Raw genomic sequence first — 15,436 nt, 5'->3', positions numbered from 1 at the left:
GGGCAGGAGGAACGGTCTTCCCGACCAGAGAGGACCGGATGGGCGACACGGCGGCGGAATGCGAGCGGGTGGCCAGGCGGGCGCTCGGCCTGACCGACCTGCGGCCCGGCCAGCTCCGGGCGATGACGGCCCTGGCCGAGGGCAGGGACACGCTGGTGGTGATGCCCACCGGGAGCGGCAAGTCGGCGATCTACCAGGTGCCGGCGTTGTTGCTGCGCGGCCCGACCCTGGTGGTCTCGCCGCTCATCGCCCTGCAGCGCGACCAGGTCGAGGCCCTGCGCGACCGCGACGAGGAGGCCGTCAGCCTGGACGCGGGAACGCGGGCCGCCGAGCGGGCCGAGACGTTCCAGGCGCTGCGGGCGGGTGAGACGGAGTTCCTGTTCTGCGCGCCCGAGCAGCTCGCCCGTCCCGACGTCCTGCGCGAGCTGGCCGCCGCGGCCCCCTCGCTCATGGTGGTGGACGAGGCCCACTGCGTCTCGGCCTGGGGGCACGACTTCCGCCCCGACTACCTGCGGCTCGGCGCGGTGGCCGACGCGCTCGGCCGTCCGGTCGTCGCGGCGCTGACGGCGACCGCCGCCCCGCCGGTACGGGCGGAGATCGCCGAGCGGCTGGGCATGCGGACGCCGGTGGAGATCGTCCAGGGGTTCGACCGGCCCAACATCTCGCTGGAGGTGCGCCGGGCGCTCGACGACCCCGCCGGCGACATCGTCACGACCGTCGTGGCGGCGAAGAAGCCCGGCATCGTCTACACGAACGCGCGCAGGCAGACCGGCCGGCTGAGCGGACTGCTGGCCGAGGCCGGCGTACGGGCCGCCGCCTACCACGCCGGGCTGCGCCGGGCCGAACGGGACGCGGTGCACGACCGGTTCATGGCCGGTGACCTGGACGTCGTGGTCGCGACCAACGCCTTCGGCATGGGCATCGACAAACCGGACGTGCGTTTCGTCCTGCACGCCGAGATCCCCGGTTCGCCGGACGCGTACTACCAGGAGATCGGCCGGGCGGGCCGGGACGGCGAGCCCGCCGACGCCCTGCTGTTCTACCGGCCCGAGGACCTGGGGGTGCAGCGGTTCTTCACCGGCGGGACGCCCGACGAGGAACGGCTGGCGCGGGTCGCCGAGGCGGTCGCCGAATCCGGCCCCGGCAGCGACCGCAAGGGCCTGGCCGAACGCGCCGGACTGTCGGCGCGACGCCTCACGGCGCTGCTGGACCTGCTGGAGAGAGCCGGCGCGGTACGGCTCGGCACCCGCAAGGTCGACCCCGTGCCCGGCCTCGACCCCCGGGCGGCGGCGAGCCGCGCCAGGGAGCTGGCCGAGCGCCGCCGGGACGTCGACCGCAGCCGCCTGGAGATGATGCGCCGCTACGCCGAGACCACCGACTGCCGCCGGCGTTTCCTGCTCGGCTACTTCGGCGAGGAGCTCGCCGACAACTGCGGCAACTGCGACACCTGCCGCGCCGGGACCGCCGGGCAGGCGTCCCCGGAGAGCGGCCCCTTCCCGCTGCACGCCCGGGTGGAACACCGCGCGTGGGGGCCCGGCCAGGTCATCCAGCGCGGCGAGGACCGCCTGACGGTCCTGTTCGAGGACGCCGGATACCGCGAGCTCCAGCTCGACGTGGTCCTCGAAGAGGGTCTGCTCGCCGAGATCCGGACCAGCGGGACACGCGGACCGGCCTAGCGCCGCGCCGGGCCCGGGAAGCGCAGGATCCAGCGGCGTTGCCACGGGGTCTCGACCGCCCGGGGGTGGTGGTGCTCGCGCGTCCAGGCGACGGCGTCGGCCGGGTCGAGGCCGGCCAGGACGGCGAGGCAGGCGACGACCGTGCCGGTGCGGCCCACGCCGCCCCCGCACGCCACCTCGACCGCCTCGCCCGTCGGGCCGTCCGTCGGAGTCGTCACGGATGCTCCTCGTGGTCTCGGGGGCCTGCTCAGCCCGCGGTCCCGCAGAATACCTTGACGGCCATGCCCATGATCTCCGCCGTGGACGGGTTCCTGGTCGAGGGGTTGAGCGACAGGGTCAGCGACTTGCCGGAGTCCGAGCGGAAGGCGAACGTCAGGTAGCCGATCAGCTCCCCGCTGTGCCCCCACACCGTGCCGCACGGCAGCGCGTACGCCTGCAGCCCGAGGCCGTAGCGGAACCCGGCGCCCGTCTCGACGGTCGTCCGCATGGCCTTCAGGGACGCGGCGCTGGTGAGCCTGCCGCCCAGCAGGGCGGACATGAACCGCTCCAGGTCCGCGGCGGTCGAGATCATCTCTCCCGCGGCCCAGTCCAGCGAGGGGTTCATCCGGGTGGCGTCCACGAGGCCGGGCATCGGCTCGTACCCCTTGGCGTGGGGGGACGGCAGGCCCGCCCGGTCGCCGGGGACCAGCGTGTGGCGCAGGCCCAGCGGGCGCAGGATCCGGCGGGCGACCTCCTCGCCGTACGTGCGGCCGGTCAGCTTCTCCACCAGCAGGCCGAGCACCACGTAGTTGGTGTTGGAGTAGTGCCACTTGCCGTCGTCGGGCAGCTTCTTGGCGAAGGCCACCTTGAGCAGCTCGCCCGGCCGGTAGGAGCGGAAGCGGGCCTCGCCGCGCCAGCGGTTGGTGGAGTAGCCGGGCTCGCTCATGTAGTCGTACAGGTGGCTGGTGTGGTCGAGGAGGCCGCGGACCGTGATCCGGTCGCCGCCGGGGACCAGGCCGGGCAGGTGGTCGCCGATCGGGTCGTCCAGCTTCAGCTTCCCCTCGTCCACGAGCTGGAGCACCACGGTGGCCACGAAGGTCTTGGTCACGCTGCCGATCCGGAAGTAGCCGCCCGGCGAGGGGCGTCCGCCGCGCTCGACGTCGCGGACGCCCGCCGAGCCCGTCCAGGTGCCGCGCTCGTCGGTGACCCGGGCGAGGGCCGCCGTCGCGCCCTGTCCGGCCACGATCCCGGCCAGCTCCTTGCCCACTCCGGCGCCCGGGCCGCCCGCCGCCATCGTCGCCGCCACCAGCACGTTCATCATCGTCTGCATCATGCGGTCAACGTTAGGAAGATCGGCCGTACGGCGGAATGCGGTGCTCCGCCCAGTCCTGCTGCGGAAAACCACAGCTCGTCGTGAGGGGGGGTTGTCCCTACCGCGGGTTGGCGTGCTGGCGTACTGATGTGGGCCAATTCTTCGCAGATAGCGTGTTTTCATCGTAATCACGCACTGAAAAGGATAAATCCGTTGTTTAGTCGTAAATCGCTGGGTCGTGTCCTGGGCCGTTCCGCCGTCGTCGCTGTGGCGGGCGCGGCCTGTCTCGCCGTCACCGCCGGCGGCGCCGGAGCGATCGTCAACGGCGGGAAGGCCACGGAGGCGTACCCGTTCATGGCCTCGATCCCGATCAAGGCCCCGGCCCTGGGGCTGACGGACGGCGTGTGCGGAGCGGCGCTCATCGCGCCGCAGTGGGTGGTGACCGCGGCCCACTGCCTGGACATGGAGATCGGGTCGATCCCGAAGGGAACCGTCCGGGTCGGCAGCGACCAGCGCAGGTCCGGCGGGGAGGTGCGTGAGATCGCCCAGGCCGTGCTCCACCCCCGCTACTCCCAGAACACGCCCAACAGGAACGACATCGCCCTGGTCCGCCTGGACCGTCCCGTCACCTCCAAGCCCGTGCCGATCGCCGCGCGGCCGGGAGAACCCGGCACCCCGACCCGGATCATCGGCTTCGGCGTCACCGAGTCCAAGCCCGACCCGGCCGACTGGAAGATGTCCCCGCGGCTCAACCAGCTCGACACGCGCCGAGGCGCCCCGTCCGAGTGCGGGCCCGGATACGCGAGCGGCACCCGCCTGTGCACGGTCAGCCGGGTGCCCAAGGCGATGGCGTGCAACGGCGACTCCGGCTCCCCGCAGCTGCAGCGGGCCAGGAACGGCCGATGGGAGCTCATCGGGGTCACCTCGGGGCCCGGCGCCAAGAGCCCGTCCTGCGCGGAAGGCCCCGGTCTGTACACCAGCGTGCCGGCGTACGCGGAGTGGCTCGACCGGACGATGCGCGCCTACAGCTGACCGGCGGGGCTGCACCGGCGGTTGAGGGCCGCCCGCCCGGCGGCCCAGCGCCGCCCGCCGCACCCGGCGCAAAGCTTCCGGGAGCGGTTCAACGACAGCCTTGAAGTCATGAGAACCGAAACCGAGCCCGCGCACGGGACGCCGGTCCCGCCACCGCCCCCGCACGCCCGCACGGCGCAGGCCCGCGGATGAGCCGCGCGCAGGACGTCCCCGCCACCTGGCGGGAGCTGCTGGGACGGGAACATCTGGGGGCCGCCGTCGTGCCGGCCGGGGGAGTGCTCGCCGGCGCGATCAACATCTACCTGGCGGCCGGGCTGCTGCCGACCGCGGTGGCCGAGCTCGGCGGGGCGAGCTTCTACGCCTGGAACATGACCGTCTACCTGGTCGCCATGGTGATCGCCACCATGCTCACCGCCCGGTCGCTGTCGGCGTGGGGGACCGTCGGCTCCTACCTCTCCGGGTTCGCCACGTTCACCGCGGGCTCGCTGGCCTGCGCGGTGAGCCCGGCGATGGCGGTGCTGCTGGTCTCGCGCGGGGTGCAGGGGCTCGGCGCCGGGCTGCTGTCGGGGCTCGGGTTCGCCGTCGTCCGGTCGGCCCTGCCGGCCCGCTCTGGACGCGCGGCACCGCGCTCATGTCGGCGATGTACGGCGTCGGCAACTTCGCCGGACCGGCGCTCGGCGGGCTGTTCGCGCAGTTCGGGGCGTGGCGGCCGGCGTTCGCGGCGATGGCGGTGATCGGGGCCGGCTGCGGCCTGGTCGTCCCGCGGGCCCTGCGCGGGCGGGGCGACGCGCCGCGCGACGGCGGTGCCGGCCGGGTGCGGGTGCCGGTGGGCTCGTCGATGCTGGTGACGGCGGTCGCGGGGGCGGTGAGCGTGGCGGCGGTCGTCGCCGGCACGCTCGCCAAGACCGCCGTCCTCGCAGTGGCGCTGCTGGCGGCCGTGGGGTTCGTCGTCCACGAGCGGCGCAGCGAGCACAGGGTCCTCCCGGCGGCGACCTACCGGCCGGGGTCGCCGCTGAAATGGATCTACCTGACGATCGGGGTGCTGACCTTCGGCGTCGCGGTCGAGTCGTTCCTGCCGCTGTTCGCGCAGCGGCTGGCCGGGCTGCCGCCGCTGGTGGCCGGGTTCTTCGCCGCGGCCGTCTCGTTCGGCTGGTCGGCGACCCAGATCGGCAGCTCGTCCGTGAGCGGGCGGCGCGCGGTGCGGCGGCTGCGGGTGGCCGGCCCGCTGCTGCTCGCGGCCGGTCTGCTCGTCCAGGGGCTGGTGCAGCGTACGGACCCGCCGGGATGGCTGGTGCTGGTCTGGGTGCCGGTGCTGTTCGCGGCCGGCGCGGGGATCGGCCTGGCCTACCCGCACCTGTCCGTGGCCGTGCTGACCGGCACGCCGGACCCGGCCGAAGGCGGCCGGGCGGCCGCGGCGATCGCCACCGTGACCAGCCTGTCGGTCGCGTTCGGCACGGCGGTCGCCGGCATCCTGGTCAACCTCGGCGGCGCCTCCATGCTCGACTCGGCCCGGTACGTGCTGTTCGGCTTCGCGGCCCTCTGCGCGACCGGCGCCCTCACCGCCCACCGGGCCGCGCGGCGGGAGCGGGACGATGGACTCTCCCCCCGTGGGAGGCCGCAGGCTGGCTGACGGGGCCGGACCGGCCGGCGGCCCCGCGCCCGATGATCGAACCGGCCAGAGGAGAGCGACGCATGACCATCGTGGAAGGCATCGAGGCTCGCGGCATGGAGCACTGCGAGACGACGGCTCTGGGGGTGCTGCTCCGCCACCAGGGGCTCGACCTGTCCGAGCCCATGCTGTTCGGGCTCGGCTCGGGCCTGTCCTTCGTCTATTGGGACGCCAAGGGCATGGACGTCCCGTTCCTGGGCGGCCGCGTCAAGCCGTTCGAGCTCACCAGGAACCTGGCCGCCAGGCTCGGGCTGACCCTGGACGTGGCCGAGACCGGCTCGGCCCGCAGGGCCTGGGAGAACGTGGCCGCCCGCATCGACGGCGGCCTGCCGGTCGGCCTCCAGCTCGACAGCCACCACCTGGACTACTTCGGCTCGAAGGTGCACTTCGGCGGCCACGTCGTCGCGATGTACGGCTACGACGAGCGGCAGGCGTACCTGGTGGACACCGCGCAACAGGGCGGCGCGGTGCGGACGAGCCGGGACAGCCTGGCGGCGGCGCGGTCCGAACGCGGCCCGATGACCGCCAGGAACCGGTCCTTCACCCTCACCCTGCCGGGCGGCCCGCCCGCCTGGCGGGAGCGGGCCGTCCCGGCGATCAGGGCGTGCGCCGAGGCGTTCCTCGCCGCGCCCATCGCCAACCTGGGCCACCGCGGCATCGACAAGGCCGCCCGCCTGGTGCCCAAGTGGCTGGACCGCGTGGCCGAGCCCGCGCGTGACCTGTCGCTGGCCGCCCTCCTCATGGAGAGGGGCGGCACCGGCGGCGGCCTGTTCCGCGCCCTCTACCGGGACTTCCTCGGCGAGTGCGCCGGATTCGTCGACGACGACCGCCTGCGCGCCGGCCACCGCCTGTACGCCGAGGCGGCCGCCCTGTGGACGGACGTGGCCGCCCTGATCGCCAAGGCCGGCGAGGGGCGCGAGGCGGCGTACCTGGAACAGGCCGGGGCCGTCCTGCACGACCTCGCGCGCATCGAACGCGAGGCCATGCAGGCCCTGCGCGAGCTGTGACCGCGGGCCGCTAGAGCGCCGCCCGGTCGAGGGCGGCCAGGCTTTCGGCGCGCAGTGACCGAAGGTCGCCGAGCACGGCGTCGGCCGCGCGCCGGCCGGACACCAGCGCCCCCTGCAGGGAGCCGGTGTCGCGGTGGTCGCCGCACACGTACAGGCCGGCCCGCAGCCGCACGGGCCTGCGCAGCGGGTACGGCGGCCGCATCGCCGGCAGCGCCGCCGGCACCTGGTACGTCGCCACGTGCTCCCAGCCGGAGGTGTCGCCGTAGATCTCGGTCAGGCGGCGGCGGACCGGGCGTTCGTCGTCGGCCAGGCCCAGGACCGACGTGGACACCAGCGCCCGCCCGTCGGCGGAGTACCCGGGGGCCGCGTCGGTGAGCACCAGGGTGTCGGTGACGGCTCCGGTGGCGTCCACGACCTGGATCGGCTCGCGCATGGGGGAGCGGGGCGCGGCGTGGTAGAAGGTGGTCACCGCGCGCATCTCCGGCGTCTCGATCTGGCTCAGCAGGCGGCCCGCGGCCCCCGGGTCGGCGGCCACCACCACGGCCCGGCCCCCGACCGTGGCGCCGTCGGCGAGCCGCACGCCGCCGGGGCTCACCTCGGTGACGCGGGCGCCGAGCGTGACGGTGCCCGGCGGCAGCCGGTCGGCGAGCCGGCGCGGGATCTCGCCCATGCCCAGGGCGGGCACCGCGATGGTGCCGCGCGCGAACGACCGCCAGAACAGGTGGAAGATCCGGCTGGAGGTCTCCAGGTCGCGTTCCAGGAGCACCCCGGCCAGGAAGGGACGCATCAGGCAGTCGATCATCTTCTCCGACATGCCCCAGGCGCGCAGCTCGTCGTCGGTGCGCCGGTCGGGGCCGCCGCGCAGCCGGGACGCCGGCAGCACCAGGTCGCGGGCCGTGAGGGCGGCGAGCACGGCGTCGTCGCGCGGCGTGCCCAGGCCGGTCAGCAGCCCGCTCAGCGCGTGCCGGGGATGCCGCCACGGCAGCATCACCCTGGCCCTGGCCCGCGTCCCCTGGACGATCACGCCCGAGGCGAACGGGCGCAGGTCGAGCGCGTCCAGGTCGAGCAACCGGCGGGCCTCGGGGTAGGCGGTGTTGAACACCTGGTAGCCGCGGTCCAGCCGGAACCCGTCCACGACGTCGGTGCGCACCCGGCCGCCCACCCCGTCGGACGCCTCCAGCACCCGTACCGGCACACCGGCCTCGTGCAGCCGCACCGCGCAGGCCAGCCCTGCCATCCCGGCCCCCACGACGATGACGGTCCCCGCCGTTCTCCGCTCGTTGTCCATGCCAGTGGCCCTACCCGCGACTTCGCAGCTCAGACGTGCCAAGGACCCCGCTGGGCCCTACGCCCAGCCGTAGACCGACCTGACGGCCGCGGCGACCTCGTTGACCAGCGCCGTGTCGTTGCCGTTGGCCAGCACGGCGTAGCCCGCGCCGAGCTCCGGGTAGCCCTTGAACACCGATCTGAAGCCGTAGTTGGAGCCGTCGTGGGTGTAGGAGAAGTTCCGGGTGCCGGAGCCGGCGACGAACAGGCCGCGTCCCATCCCGGGCTGCGGGCCCTCGGTGAGCAGTGAGCGCACCGAGGCGCGGGTGAGCGGCCCGGCGATGTCGCCGGTGGCGGTCCAGGCCCGGTTGAGGTACGACACCAGGCGGCACAGGTCGAGCACGTTCGTGTAGAGGCCGGCGGCGGCGGACTCGGGATACCGGTTGTGGCCGCCCGGGATCACCGTCCCGGTGGAGGTGTGGCCGGAGGCGAGCTCGAAGGCGGGGGAGAGGGCGTACGAGCTGCCCGCCATGCCCAGCGGGGCGAACACCTCCTGGCCCATGTAGTCGGCCAGCGACCTGCCGGTCAGCTCCTCCACCATGCGCTGCAGCAGCACGTACCCGGCGCCGGAGTAGTGGTACTCGGCGCCCGGCTCCGTGGACAGCTCGATCCTGGGGGAGTTGCCCTCGCCGTTCATGACCTGGAGCAGTGAGGGGACCGTGGCGGCGGCGCCGTACCCGGCGAAGCCGCCGCCGCCGGCGTCGAAACCGGAGCAGGCCCCGGCGGGCGAGGTGGAGCCGCGCCCGACGACCCCGGCCCGGTGCGTCAGCAGCTGCTCGACGGTCGGCACCGCCGTCGGCGACACGCACGAGCGGGCCGGCAGCGTCCAGCCGAGATGCGGCCGGACGTCGGCGGAGAGCGCGATCTTGCGCGTCTGGAGCAGCCGCAGCACGCCCACCGCGGCCACGGCCTTGCTGATGGAGGCGGCCTGGAACGCGCTCTCCGGATGCGCGGCGGGAGCGCCGCCGGCGGCGAGCCGCCCGTAGCCGGTGGACCAGGCGATCTTGTTGCCGACGACCACCGCGACCGCCACGCCCGGCGTCTTGTACGCGCTCATCCGCTGCCAGATGGTCGAGCCGCCGACCGCGTTCTCGAACTGGCGCACCCGGTCGGCGGGCAGCGCGGGCGCCTTGCCTCGGGAGCACAGCGCCCAGCCGCCGCCCGGCCGGAAGGCCACGTTGTGCAGCTGCCAGCCGCCGCCGGCCAGGCTCTTCATCTTCGCGAAGCAGGCGTCGTCGATGCCGCGGGCGTGGAACTCGTCCTGCGCGACCAGGGCCCAGCCGCCCGCCTTCGGGAAGGCGACGCGGGTCAGCCGGCGCCCGCCCTGGGTCAGGTTGCGCATCATCTGGTAGCACTCGTCGTCCACGCCGTTGGCCTGGAAGGCGCCGGACGCGACGACCGTCCAGCGGTCGCCCCCGGCGGGCGGGAAGGCCACGTCCACGACCTGCTGCCCGGCGGTGTAGTACGCCTTGATCCGGCTGAGGCACGCCGCGGGCAGCCCGCGGGACGACACGCCCTTGTCGGTGGTGATCACCCAGCGGTCGCCGCCCTCCGGCGGGAAGGCGATGGCGTTGACCTTCCGGCCGGCCTTGACCAGCGCCCCCAGCTCCGTGAAGCAGGCGTCGGGGATGCCGCGGGCGAAGTACCGCCCGTCCTGCGTGACCATGACCCAGCCGCCGGACGGCGTGAAGGCGAGCGCCGTGACGCCGTAGGGAGCCAGCTCGGCCAGCTTGGCGTGCGCCTCGGCGGTCAGCCCGGCGTCCGCGGACGGGTAGGCCGCCGCGAAGGCGGGCGCGGCGGGCACTGTGGCGGGCACTGTGGCGGCCGCCAGTCCGGCGACACCGGTCAGGGTGAGAAAACGTCTCCTGTCCACAGGGCTCCTCGGTCAAGGCGGGGCGAAACACGGTGATCTTGGCAGAGATGTCCGGCCAGGGCCAACCGCGACCGGCTCCGGCGGGGGCCGGGGGTGTACCTGGGTCCACCCTCGCCCGGGGGACAGGTGCAGTGACCGGGCGTGCGGCGGGCGGCATCGTCGTCCTGGATCTACCGGTTCGACGAGATGGAAGAGCACATGGTGCAGACAGGAAGCAGGACGGCCCGTGGCGTGGTGGCGCCGGCCGGGGTGTTCGTCGCCGTCGCGTTCGTGGCGGCGGGCGTTCTGGGCGCGGCGCAGGCGGGCACGCCGATCCCGGCCGAGGTCATCCAGCTGACCCAGTTCGGCCCGGCCCTGGCCGTGGCGGTCGTCGCGCTGCTGTGGCCGCGCACCGCCCGCGAGGCGCTGACCGGGGCCGTGGGCCGTGGCGGCGGGCCGGCGCTGCCCGGGGCGGGTGGGGTCGGGGTGGCGTTGCAGGTGACGGCCTTGCTGATCGTCGGGCTGAGCGCCGGGGCGTACGGCCTGCTGACCGGCGACGCGCGTTTCACCGCCCCGGGGACGTTGGGCAGCCCGTTCGCGCTGATCGTGGTCGCGCAGCTGATCGGGGCGTGCGCCGAGGAGATCGGCTGGCGGTGCCTGCTCCAGCCGCTGCTGCGCCGCCGTACCGGCCCGCTGGCGGCGTCGGTCGTGGTGGGCCTGACGTGGGGCGCCTGGCACGTGCCGGTGTTCGGCCGGCCGCCGCTGTACGCGGCCGCGTTCCTGCTGGCGACGGTGTCGATGTCGGTGGTGATGGGGCTGGCCCTGGAACGGGTGCGCGGCCACCGGCTGCTGCTGACCGGCGGCTTCCACACCCTGGTAAACCTCGGCCTGCTGCTGTTCATGGACGAGGAGGCCGGCGCGCTCGCGCCGATCGCGCTGTTCGGCGTGGCGTGCCTGCTGACGGCCCTGCTCTGGGTGTGGAGGGCCCCGGCTAGAATCCACGTTCGATGAGGGGGAAGGGGAGGCTGGCCGCCGTGGCGCGCTGCCAGCTCGCTGGGCTGCTCGCCGTCGCGGTGCCGGCGGTGGGGTCGTTCGTCGTCCTGGCTATCGTCCTGCTGCCGGTCGGGGCCGGCTTCTGGCTGCTCGGGCCGGGGGCCAGGACGCTGCGGTCGCTGTCCGACCGTGCCCGCGACCGCGCCGCCCGGTGGACGGGCACGCACGTCGCCCCGGCCGGGCCGTTCGCCGGCGACCCGTCCTGGAGCAGGCACAAGCGGGCCGGGGCGATCCTGGCCGCCGAGGGGTTCTGGCGGGACCTGGTCTGGGCGTGGCTGGAGCCGTGGATCGGCGGCGCCCTCGTCGCGGTCCCGCTCGCCTTCCTGTGGTACGGCGCGTTCGGCGCGCTGGTCCAGCCGTTCGTGTGGCCGCTGCTCGGCGACGGCAACTGGTACGCGTTCGTCCCGGTGAGCGACACTCCGACGATGCTGGCGGCCCTCGTGCTCGGGGTCGCCTTCATGGCCGCCGGGCTGCTGCTGGCCCCGCCGGTCCTGCGCCTGCACGCGCGCTGGACCCGGCTGCTGCTGTCGGTGCCGCGCCGCACCGAGATGGCCCGGCGCATCGCCCACCTGACCGACGCCCGCGCCCAGGTGCTCGACGTGCAGGCGGCCGAGCTGCGGCGCATCGAGCGCGACCTGCACGACGGCGCCCAGGCCCGGCTCGTCTCCCTCGGCCTGACCCTCGACAGCGCCACCCGGCTCCTCGACAGCGACCCGGCCGCCGCCCGCGCGCTGCTGCTGGAGGTGGGCGAGACCGCCGCCCGCGCCCTGGAGGACCTGCGCAACCTGGTGCACGGCATCCAGCCGCCGGTCCTCGCCGACCGGGGGCTCGGCGACGCCGTCAGGTCGCTGGCGCTGGACAGCTTCCTCGACGTCCACGTCGAGGCCCGGCTGACCGGCCGGCTCCCCTCGCCGGTCGAGTCGGCGGCCTACTTCGCGGTCGGGGAGCTGCTCGCCAACGCGGCCAAGCACGCCGCCGCCCGGGAGGTCGCCATCGTCCTCGACCACGACGGGCGGCGGCTGCGCGCCACCGTCACCGACGACGGCCGTGGCGGCGCCGACCCGGCCAAGGGCACCGGGCTGCGCGGGCTCCGGCGCCGTCTGGGATCCTTCGACGGCGTCCTGACCCTGCACAGCCCGCCCGGCGGGCCGACCACTGCGACCCTGGAGATCCCGTGCGCGTTGTCCTCGCCGAAGACCTCTTCCTGCTGAGGGACGGGCTGACCAGGACCCTGCGCGAGCACGGCTGCGAGGTGGTGGCGTCGGTGGACAACGGCCCGTCCCTGCTGCGGGCGCTGCTGGAGGACGAGCCGGACGTCGCCGTGGTGGACGTCCGGCTGCCGCCCACGTACACCGACGAGGGACTGCAGGCCGCGCTGGAGGCCCGCCGCCGCCGTCCCGGTCTGCCCGTCCTGGTGCTGTCGCAGTACGTCGACCAGCTCTACGCCAACGAGCTGCTGGCCACCGGCGACGGCGCCGTGGGCTACCTGCTGAAGGACCGGGTCACCAACACCGCCCAGTTCGTCGACGCGGTCCGCCGGGTCGCGGCGGGCGGCACGGTGATGGACCCCCAGGTCATCACCAAGCTGCTGTCCCGCAGCCAGGCGCGCGGCATGATCGGCAGCTTGACCGCGCGCGAGCTCGACGTGCTGGAGATGATGGCCGAGGGCCGGTCCAACGTCGCCATCGCCGCCGCCCTGCACTTCAGCGAGAGCGCGGTGGCCAAGCACACCGCGAACATCTTCACCAAACTCCGCATCGCCCCCTCGGCCGACGACAACCGCCGCGTCCTGGCCGTCCTCGCCTACCTCAAACGCTGACGCCCGCGACCTCGCGGCGCTGGCCGCCCTGCTCCTGGTGTGCTGTGGTGCGGGGTGTTCCACCTGCTCCGTCGCACAGGGGCCGCCGGTCACCATGCCGAAGCGGGACGCGGCCGCCGATGTGGTGGTGCGCGCGTATCTGGCAGCCATCGCCGCCCGTGACGAGCGATGAGGACCCGCCGAACGGCGACAGGCACTGGCCGTACATGTTTCTCACGGGCCGGCAGTCGGACGACGCTCCCTGGAAGGTCATCGGGTTCGGCGCGGGGTGAGGGCCGCCGGTGCGCCTGTGCCAAGGACCATCAGGGCGGATTGACTTCGAGCGCGCTCGAATTCCTAGCGTCGCGTCCATGACGACGACACTGATCACAGGGGCCAGCAAGGGGCTCGGGTTCGAGACCGCGCGGCGGCTCGTCGGCGCGGGGCACACCGTCTACGTCGCGAGCCGGGACGCCGGACGTGGACGGCTGGCCGCCGAGCGGCTGGGCGCGCGGGCGGTGGCGCTGGACGTCACCGACGACGCGTCCGTGGCGGCGGCGGCGCGGGCCGTCGAGGCGGATGGAGGGTTGGACGTGCTGGTCAACAACGCCGGCATCCAGGTGGAGATGGGGGACGACCAGGAGGTGGCCGGGGCGGCGGAGGTGACCGCCGAGATGATGCGGCGCACGTTCGAGACGAACGTGTTCGGCATGGTGCGCGTGCTCCACGCGTTCCTGCCGCTGCTGCGGCGATCCGGCGCGCCGGTCGTCGTCAACGTGAGCAGCGGCCTGGCCTCGCTGTCCCGGATGACCGACCCCGGCATGGTCGGCTATCCGTACCCGGGCGTCGCCTACCCGGCCTCGAAGGCGGCCGTCAACATGGTCACCGTCCAGTACGCCAAGGCGTTCCCGCAGATGCGGATCAACGCGGTCGAACCCGGCTTCACCCGTACCGACCTGAACGGCAACAGCGGCCTGCAGACCGTCGAGCAGGGCGCCGAGATCATCGTGCGCATGGCCCAGGTGGGGCCGGACGGCCCCACCGGCGGCTACTTCGACGCCGAGGGGCCGCTCGCCTGGTGACCGTCCCGCGCGCCTCTCCGGGAGGCGCGCGGGACCGCCGGTCAGTCCTTGATGACCGCGTCGCGGGGGCCGCCGTAGACCGGGTTCTTGTCCAGACGCTCCTCCGTCACGAGCAGCTGGATCACCCCCTTGGCGTTCTCCTCCGCCTCCCAGACCACCCAGCTGTCGCCGACGGGCGTGCTCTGGGTGCGGTCGATGCCGTACCCTCCCGGGTTGCCGGGCGGGACGCTGATGACGGCGAAGATCACCTTCTTGCCGCGCCTCCGCAGCTCGGGCAGCACCTCGCCGACCGTCTTCTCGTCCACCCGCAGGCCCTCCAGCGAGCGGCCCTTGTCGGTGGCGACGCGGAACTCCGGCTCGATCTGCCGCGGCGTGGGCGCGGGCACCGGCTCGCAGGGCGACACCGGGCCCTCCATCAGGTACGTCGTGGTCGTGCCGGTCTTGCCGCTGATGGTCCAGACGAACGTCTGGCCCGGGCCGAACAGCTTGCTGTTGATGCGCATCTGCCAGCCCTCGGTCTCGCCCGGGATGTTCTCCGGCACGCTGTAGAGACCGCGTGGGATGTTCTCCACGAACCTCCCGCGCGGTTCGCGGCACATCATGCCCGTGGGGACGTGGTCCACCATCGCGGGCACCCCCAGCTCCTTCAGCCGCCGCTCCAGCTCCGGGGCGTCGTCGAAGTCGCGGATCTGGATCGTCACCATCCCGTCGTCCAGGTTGACGGCCCACGAGGCAGGCGCGCCGTCCTTCAGCGCGATCGGGACCGTCACCACACCGGCGGCCAGCGCGACCGCGGCGGCCAGCCCGAACACCAGCCGCCGCGGCCTGACGCCCCGCCGCACCCGTGGGGCCGTGCCCGGCTCCGGCCCCGGCTCTTCGGCGGTGATCGCGGCCAGCAGCGCCCGCGCCCCCGCGCCGGACGGCTCACCTGCCCGCTCGCCCGGCGCGACCCGGGCCAACGCCCTGATCGCCGCGATCTCGTCGACCTTCTTCACGGTGTCCTTCACAGCGCTCCCCCCAGCGGCCTCTCCGCCGGAACGAGCCGGCTCTCTGCGGTGACGTGCACGCCCGCCGACGTCAGAGCGCGCGACAGGCGCTTGCGGGCGCGGTGCAGCCTGATGCGCACGGCGTTGCGGGACAGCCCCAGCGCCTTCGCGATCTCCTCGCGCTCCAGCCCCTCCCAGGCGACCAGGGACAGCAGCTCCCGGTCGTCGTCGGGCAGGCTGCGGAACGCCCGGCCGATGGCGTCCAGCTCGACCTGGGTGTCGGGCGAGTGGCCGTACCGGTCGGCCAGTTCGGCGTCGAGCTCGGCCGTGCGCTCTCTGCGGCGGTTGTCGCCCCGGAAGTGGTTGGCCAGCACCTTGCGCGCCACCCCGTACAGCCAGAGGGTGGCCTCCGGGCCCTCCGGCAGCTCGTCCACCCGCCGCCAGGCGACGGTGAAGGTCTCGGCCACCACGTCGGCGGCGTCCTGAGGCGAGTCGCACCGGCGTACGGCGTAGGCGGTGATCTGGCCGTAGGCCCGGTCGTAGGCGGCCTCGAACTTGGCCGACCGCTCGTCATCCACGGGCGGTTCCCATGGCGGATCTCCTCATCGAATCATTTGTTCGGACACCTCTGCCTATGTGCGCTCATGGGCCATCATTTCGCCTG

The 15,436-nt window shown here is 74.1% G+C and carries 14 protein-coding genes and 1 pseudogene; 9 read left to right on the top strand and 6 right to left on the bottom strand.

From position 1 onward, the window contains the following. The first annotated feature begins 38 nt into the window (after window positions 1–38). Window positions 39–1,676 carry a RecQ family ATP-dependent DNA helicase gene (locus tag AB0J46_RS21500; RefSeq protein WP_364334450.1) on the top strand — a complete coding sequence of 546 codons (1,638 nt, stop codon included), beginning with the start codon at window positions 39–41 and terminating at the stop codon, window positions 1,674–1,676. Here AB0J46_RS21500 and AB0J46_RS21495 read toward each other — a convergent pair. Together AB0J46_RS21495 and AB0J46_RS21490 are read right to left on the bottom strand one after the other, a co-directional pair. Further along, window positions 1,673–1,864: pseudogene (locus AB0J46_RS21495) on the bottom strand (protein tyrosine phosphatase); the annotation flags it as partial. The gene AB0J46_RS21500 and the pseudogene AB0J46_RS21495 overlap by 4 nt on opposite strands. A 59-nt stretch (window positions 1,865–1,923) precedes the next feature. Then, window positions 1,924–2,988, bottom strand: a complete 1,065-nt coding sequence (locus tag AB0J46_RS21490) for a serine hydrolase domain-containing protein (protein ID WP_364334447.1) — start codon at window positions 2,986–2,988, stop codon at window positions 1,924–1,926. Window positions 2,989–3,180: 192 nt separating this feature from the next. Between AB0J46_RS21490 and AB0J46_RS21485 the strand changes: the two genes are divergently transcribed. The 4 genes from AB0J46_RS21485 (at window position 3,181) to AB0J46_RS21470 (ending at window position 6,675) form a co-directional block, all read left to right on the top strand. Further along, window positions 3,181–3,999, top strand: a complete 819-nt coding sequence (locus AB0J46_RS21485) for a serine protease (RefSeq protein WP_364334444.1) — start codon at window positions 3,181–3,183, stop codon at window positions 3,997–3,999. 188 nt (window positions 4,000–4,187) lie between these two features. Then, window positions 4,188–4,733: a hypothetical protein gene (locus AB0J46_RS21480; RefSeq protein ID WP_364334441.1), complete on the top strand. Its 546-nt coding sequence runs from the start codon at window positions 4,188–4,190 to the stop codon at window positions 4,731–4,733. Next, entirely contained in the window at window positions 4,640–5,629 is a 990-nt protein-coding gene (locus AB0J46_RS21475) for an MFS transporter (RefSeq protein WP_364334439.1), read from the top strand. Before AB0J46_RS21480 ends, AB0J46_RS21475 begins: the two co-directional genes overlap by 94 nt. 62 nt (window positions 5,630–5,691) lie before the next feature. Continuing rightward, window positions 5,692–6,675: a BtrH N-terminal domain-containing protein gene (locus AB0J46_RS21470; RefSeq protein ID WP_364334436.1), complete on the top strand. Its 984-nt coding sequence runs from the start codon at window positions 5,692–5,694 to the stop codon at window positions 6,673–6,675. A 10-nt stretch (window positions 6,676–6,685) separates the two neighbouring features. On the opposite strand, the gene AB0J46_RS21465 is transcribed toward AB0J46_RS21470, so the two are convergent. Both AB0J46_RS21465 and AB0J46_RS21460 read right to left on the bottom strand, forming a co-directional pair. Then, the gene (locus AB0J46_RS21465; RefSeq protein WP_364334433.1) at window positions 6,686–7,963 is read right to left on the bottom strand and encodes an NAD(P)/FAD-dependent oxidoreductase; all 1,278 of its coding nucleotides are present in this window, start codon (window positions 7,961–7,963) and stop codon (window positions 6,686–6,688) included. A gap of 57 nt (window positions 7,964–8,020) precedes the next feature. Further along, entirely contained in the window at window positions 8,021–9,874 is a 1,854-nt protein-coding gene (locus AB0J46_RS21460; protein WP_364334430.1) for a serine hydrolase domain-containing protein, read from the bottom strand. Between the two features lie 141 nt (window positions 9,875–10,015). On the opposite strand from AB0J46_RS21460, the gene AB0J46_RS21455 reads away from it, so the two are divergent. The 4 genes from AB0J46_RS21455 (at window position 10,016) to AB0J46_RS21440 (ending at window position 13,786) form a co-directional block, all read left to right on the top strand. Beyond that, on the top strand, window positions 10,016–10,864 hold the full coding sequence (locus tag AB0J46_RS21455) for a CPBP family intramembrane glutamic endopeptidase (RefSeq protein WP_364334427.1): 849 nt from the start codon (window positions 10,016–10,018) through the stop codon (window positions 10,862–10,864). Further along, window positions 10,861–12,117, top strand: a complete 1,257-nt coding sequence (locus AB0J46_RS21450) for a histidine kinase (RefSeq protein WP_364334424.1) — start codon at window positions 10,861–10,863, stop codon at window positions 12,115–12,117. The genes AB0J46_RS21455 and AB0J46_RS21450 overlap by 4 nt, the downstream gene beginning before the upstream one ends. Further along, complete coding sequence (locus tag AB0J46_RS21445) at window positions 12,081–12,725, top strand: response regulator transcription factor (RefSeq protein WP_364334421.1); 645 nt, start codon at window positions 12,081–12,083, stop codon at window positions 12,723–12,725. The genes AB0J46_RS21450 and AB0J46_RS21445 overlap by 37 nt, the downstream gene beginning before the upstream one ends. A gap of 350 nt (window positions 12,726–13,075) precedes the next feature. Next, entirely contained in the window at window positions 13,076–13,786 is a 711-nt protein-coding gene (locus AB0J46_RS21440) for an SDR family NAD(P)-dependent oxidoreductase (RefSeq protein ID WP_364334418.1), read from the top strand. Window positions 13,787–13,827: 41 nt separating this feature from the next. On the opposite strand, the gene AB0J46_RS21435 is transcribed toward AB0J46_RS21440, so the two are convergent. Both AB0J46_RS21435 and AB0J46_RS21430 read right to left on the bottom strand, forming a co-directional pair. Further along, a complete protein-coding gene (locus AB0J46_RS21435; protein ID WP_364334415.1) occupies window positions 13,828–14,793 on the bottom strand; it encodes a hypothetical protein in 966 nt (321 codons plus the stop codon). After that, the gene (locus AB0J46_RS21430) at window positions 14,790–15,350 is read right to left on the bottom strand and encodes an RNA polymerase sigma factor (protein ID WP_352353836.1); all 561 of its coding nucleotides are present in this window, start codon (window positions 15,348–15,350) and stop codon (window positions 14,790–14,792) included. The genes AB0J46_RS21435 and AB0J46_RS21430 overlap by 4 nt, the downstream gene beginning before the upstream one ends. Window positions 15,351–15,436: the final 86 nt, after the last annotated feature.

It is taken from the genome of Nonomuraea sp. NPDC049758 (assembly GCF_040674635.1).
GTDB lineage: Bacteria > Actinomycetota > Actinomycetes > Streptosporangiales > Streptosporangiaceae > Nonomuraea.
The sequence above is the reverse complement of the archived record's forward strand: the minus strand, read 5'-3'. Positions and strand labels throughout refer to the sequence as shown.

What these genes read in the sequence shown, in the direction of transcription:
- AB0J46_RS21465 (WP_364334433.1), bottom strand. Translation starts at nt 7,963, where the DNA reads ATGGACAACGAGCGGAGAACGGCGGGGACCGTCATCGTCGTGGGGGCC.
- AB0J46_RS21440 (WP_364334418.1), top strand. Translation starts at nt 13,076, where the DNA reads ATGACGACGACACTGATCACAGGGGCCAGCAAGGGGCTCGGGTTCGAG.
- AB0J46_RS21475 (WP_364334439.1), top strand. Translation starts at nt 4,640, where the DNA reads ATGTACGGCGTCGGCAACTTCGCCGGACCGGCGCTCGGCGGGCTGTTC.
- AB0J46_RS21500 (WP_364334450.1), top strand. Translation starts at nt 39, where the DNA reads ATGGGCGACACGGCGGCGGAATGCGAGCGGGTGGCCAGGCGGGCGCTC.
- AB0J46_RS21480 (WP_364334441.1), top strand. Translation starts at nt 4,188, where the DNA reads ATGAGCCGCGCGCAGGACGTCCCCGCCACCTGGCGGGAGCTGCTGGGA.
- AB0J46_RS21450 (WP_364334424.1), top strand. Translation starts at nt 10,861, where the DNA reads ATGAGGGGGAAGGGGAGGCTGGCCGCCGTGGCGCGCTGCCAGCTCGCT.
- AB0J46_RS21470 (WP_364334436.1), top strand. Translation starts at nt 5,692, where the DNA reads ATGACCATCGTGGAAGGCATCGAGGCTCGCGGCATGGAGCACTGCGAG.
- AB0J46_RS21490 (WP_364334447.1), bottom strand. Translation starts at nt 2,988, where the DNA reads ATGATGCAGACGATGATGAACGTGCTGGTGGCGGCGACGATGGCGGCG.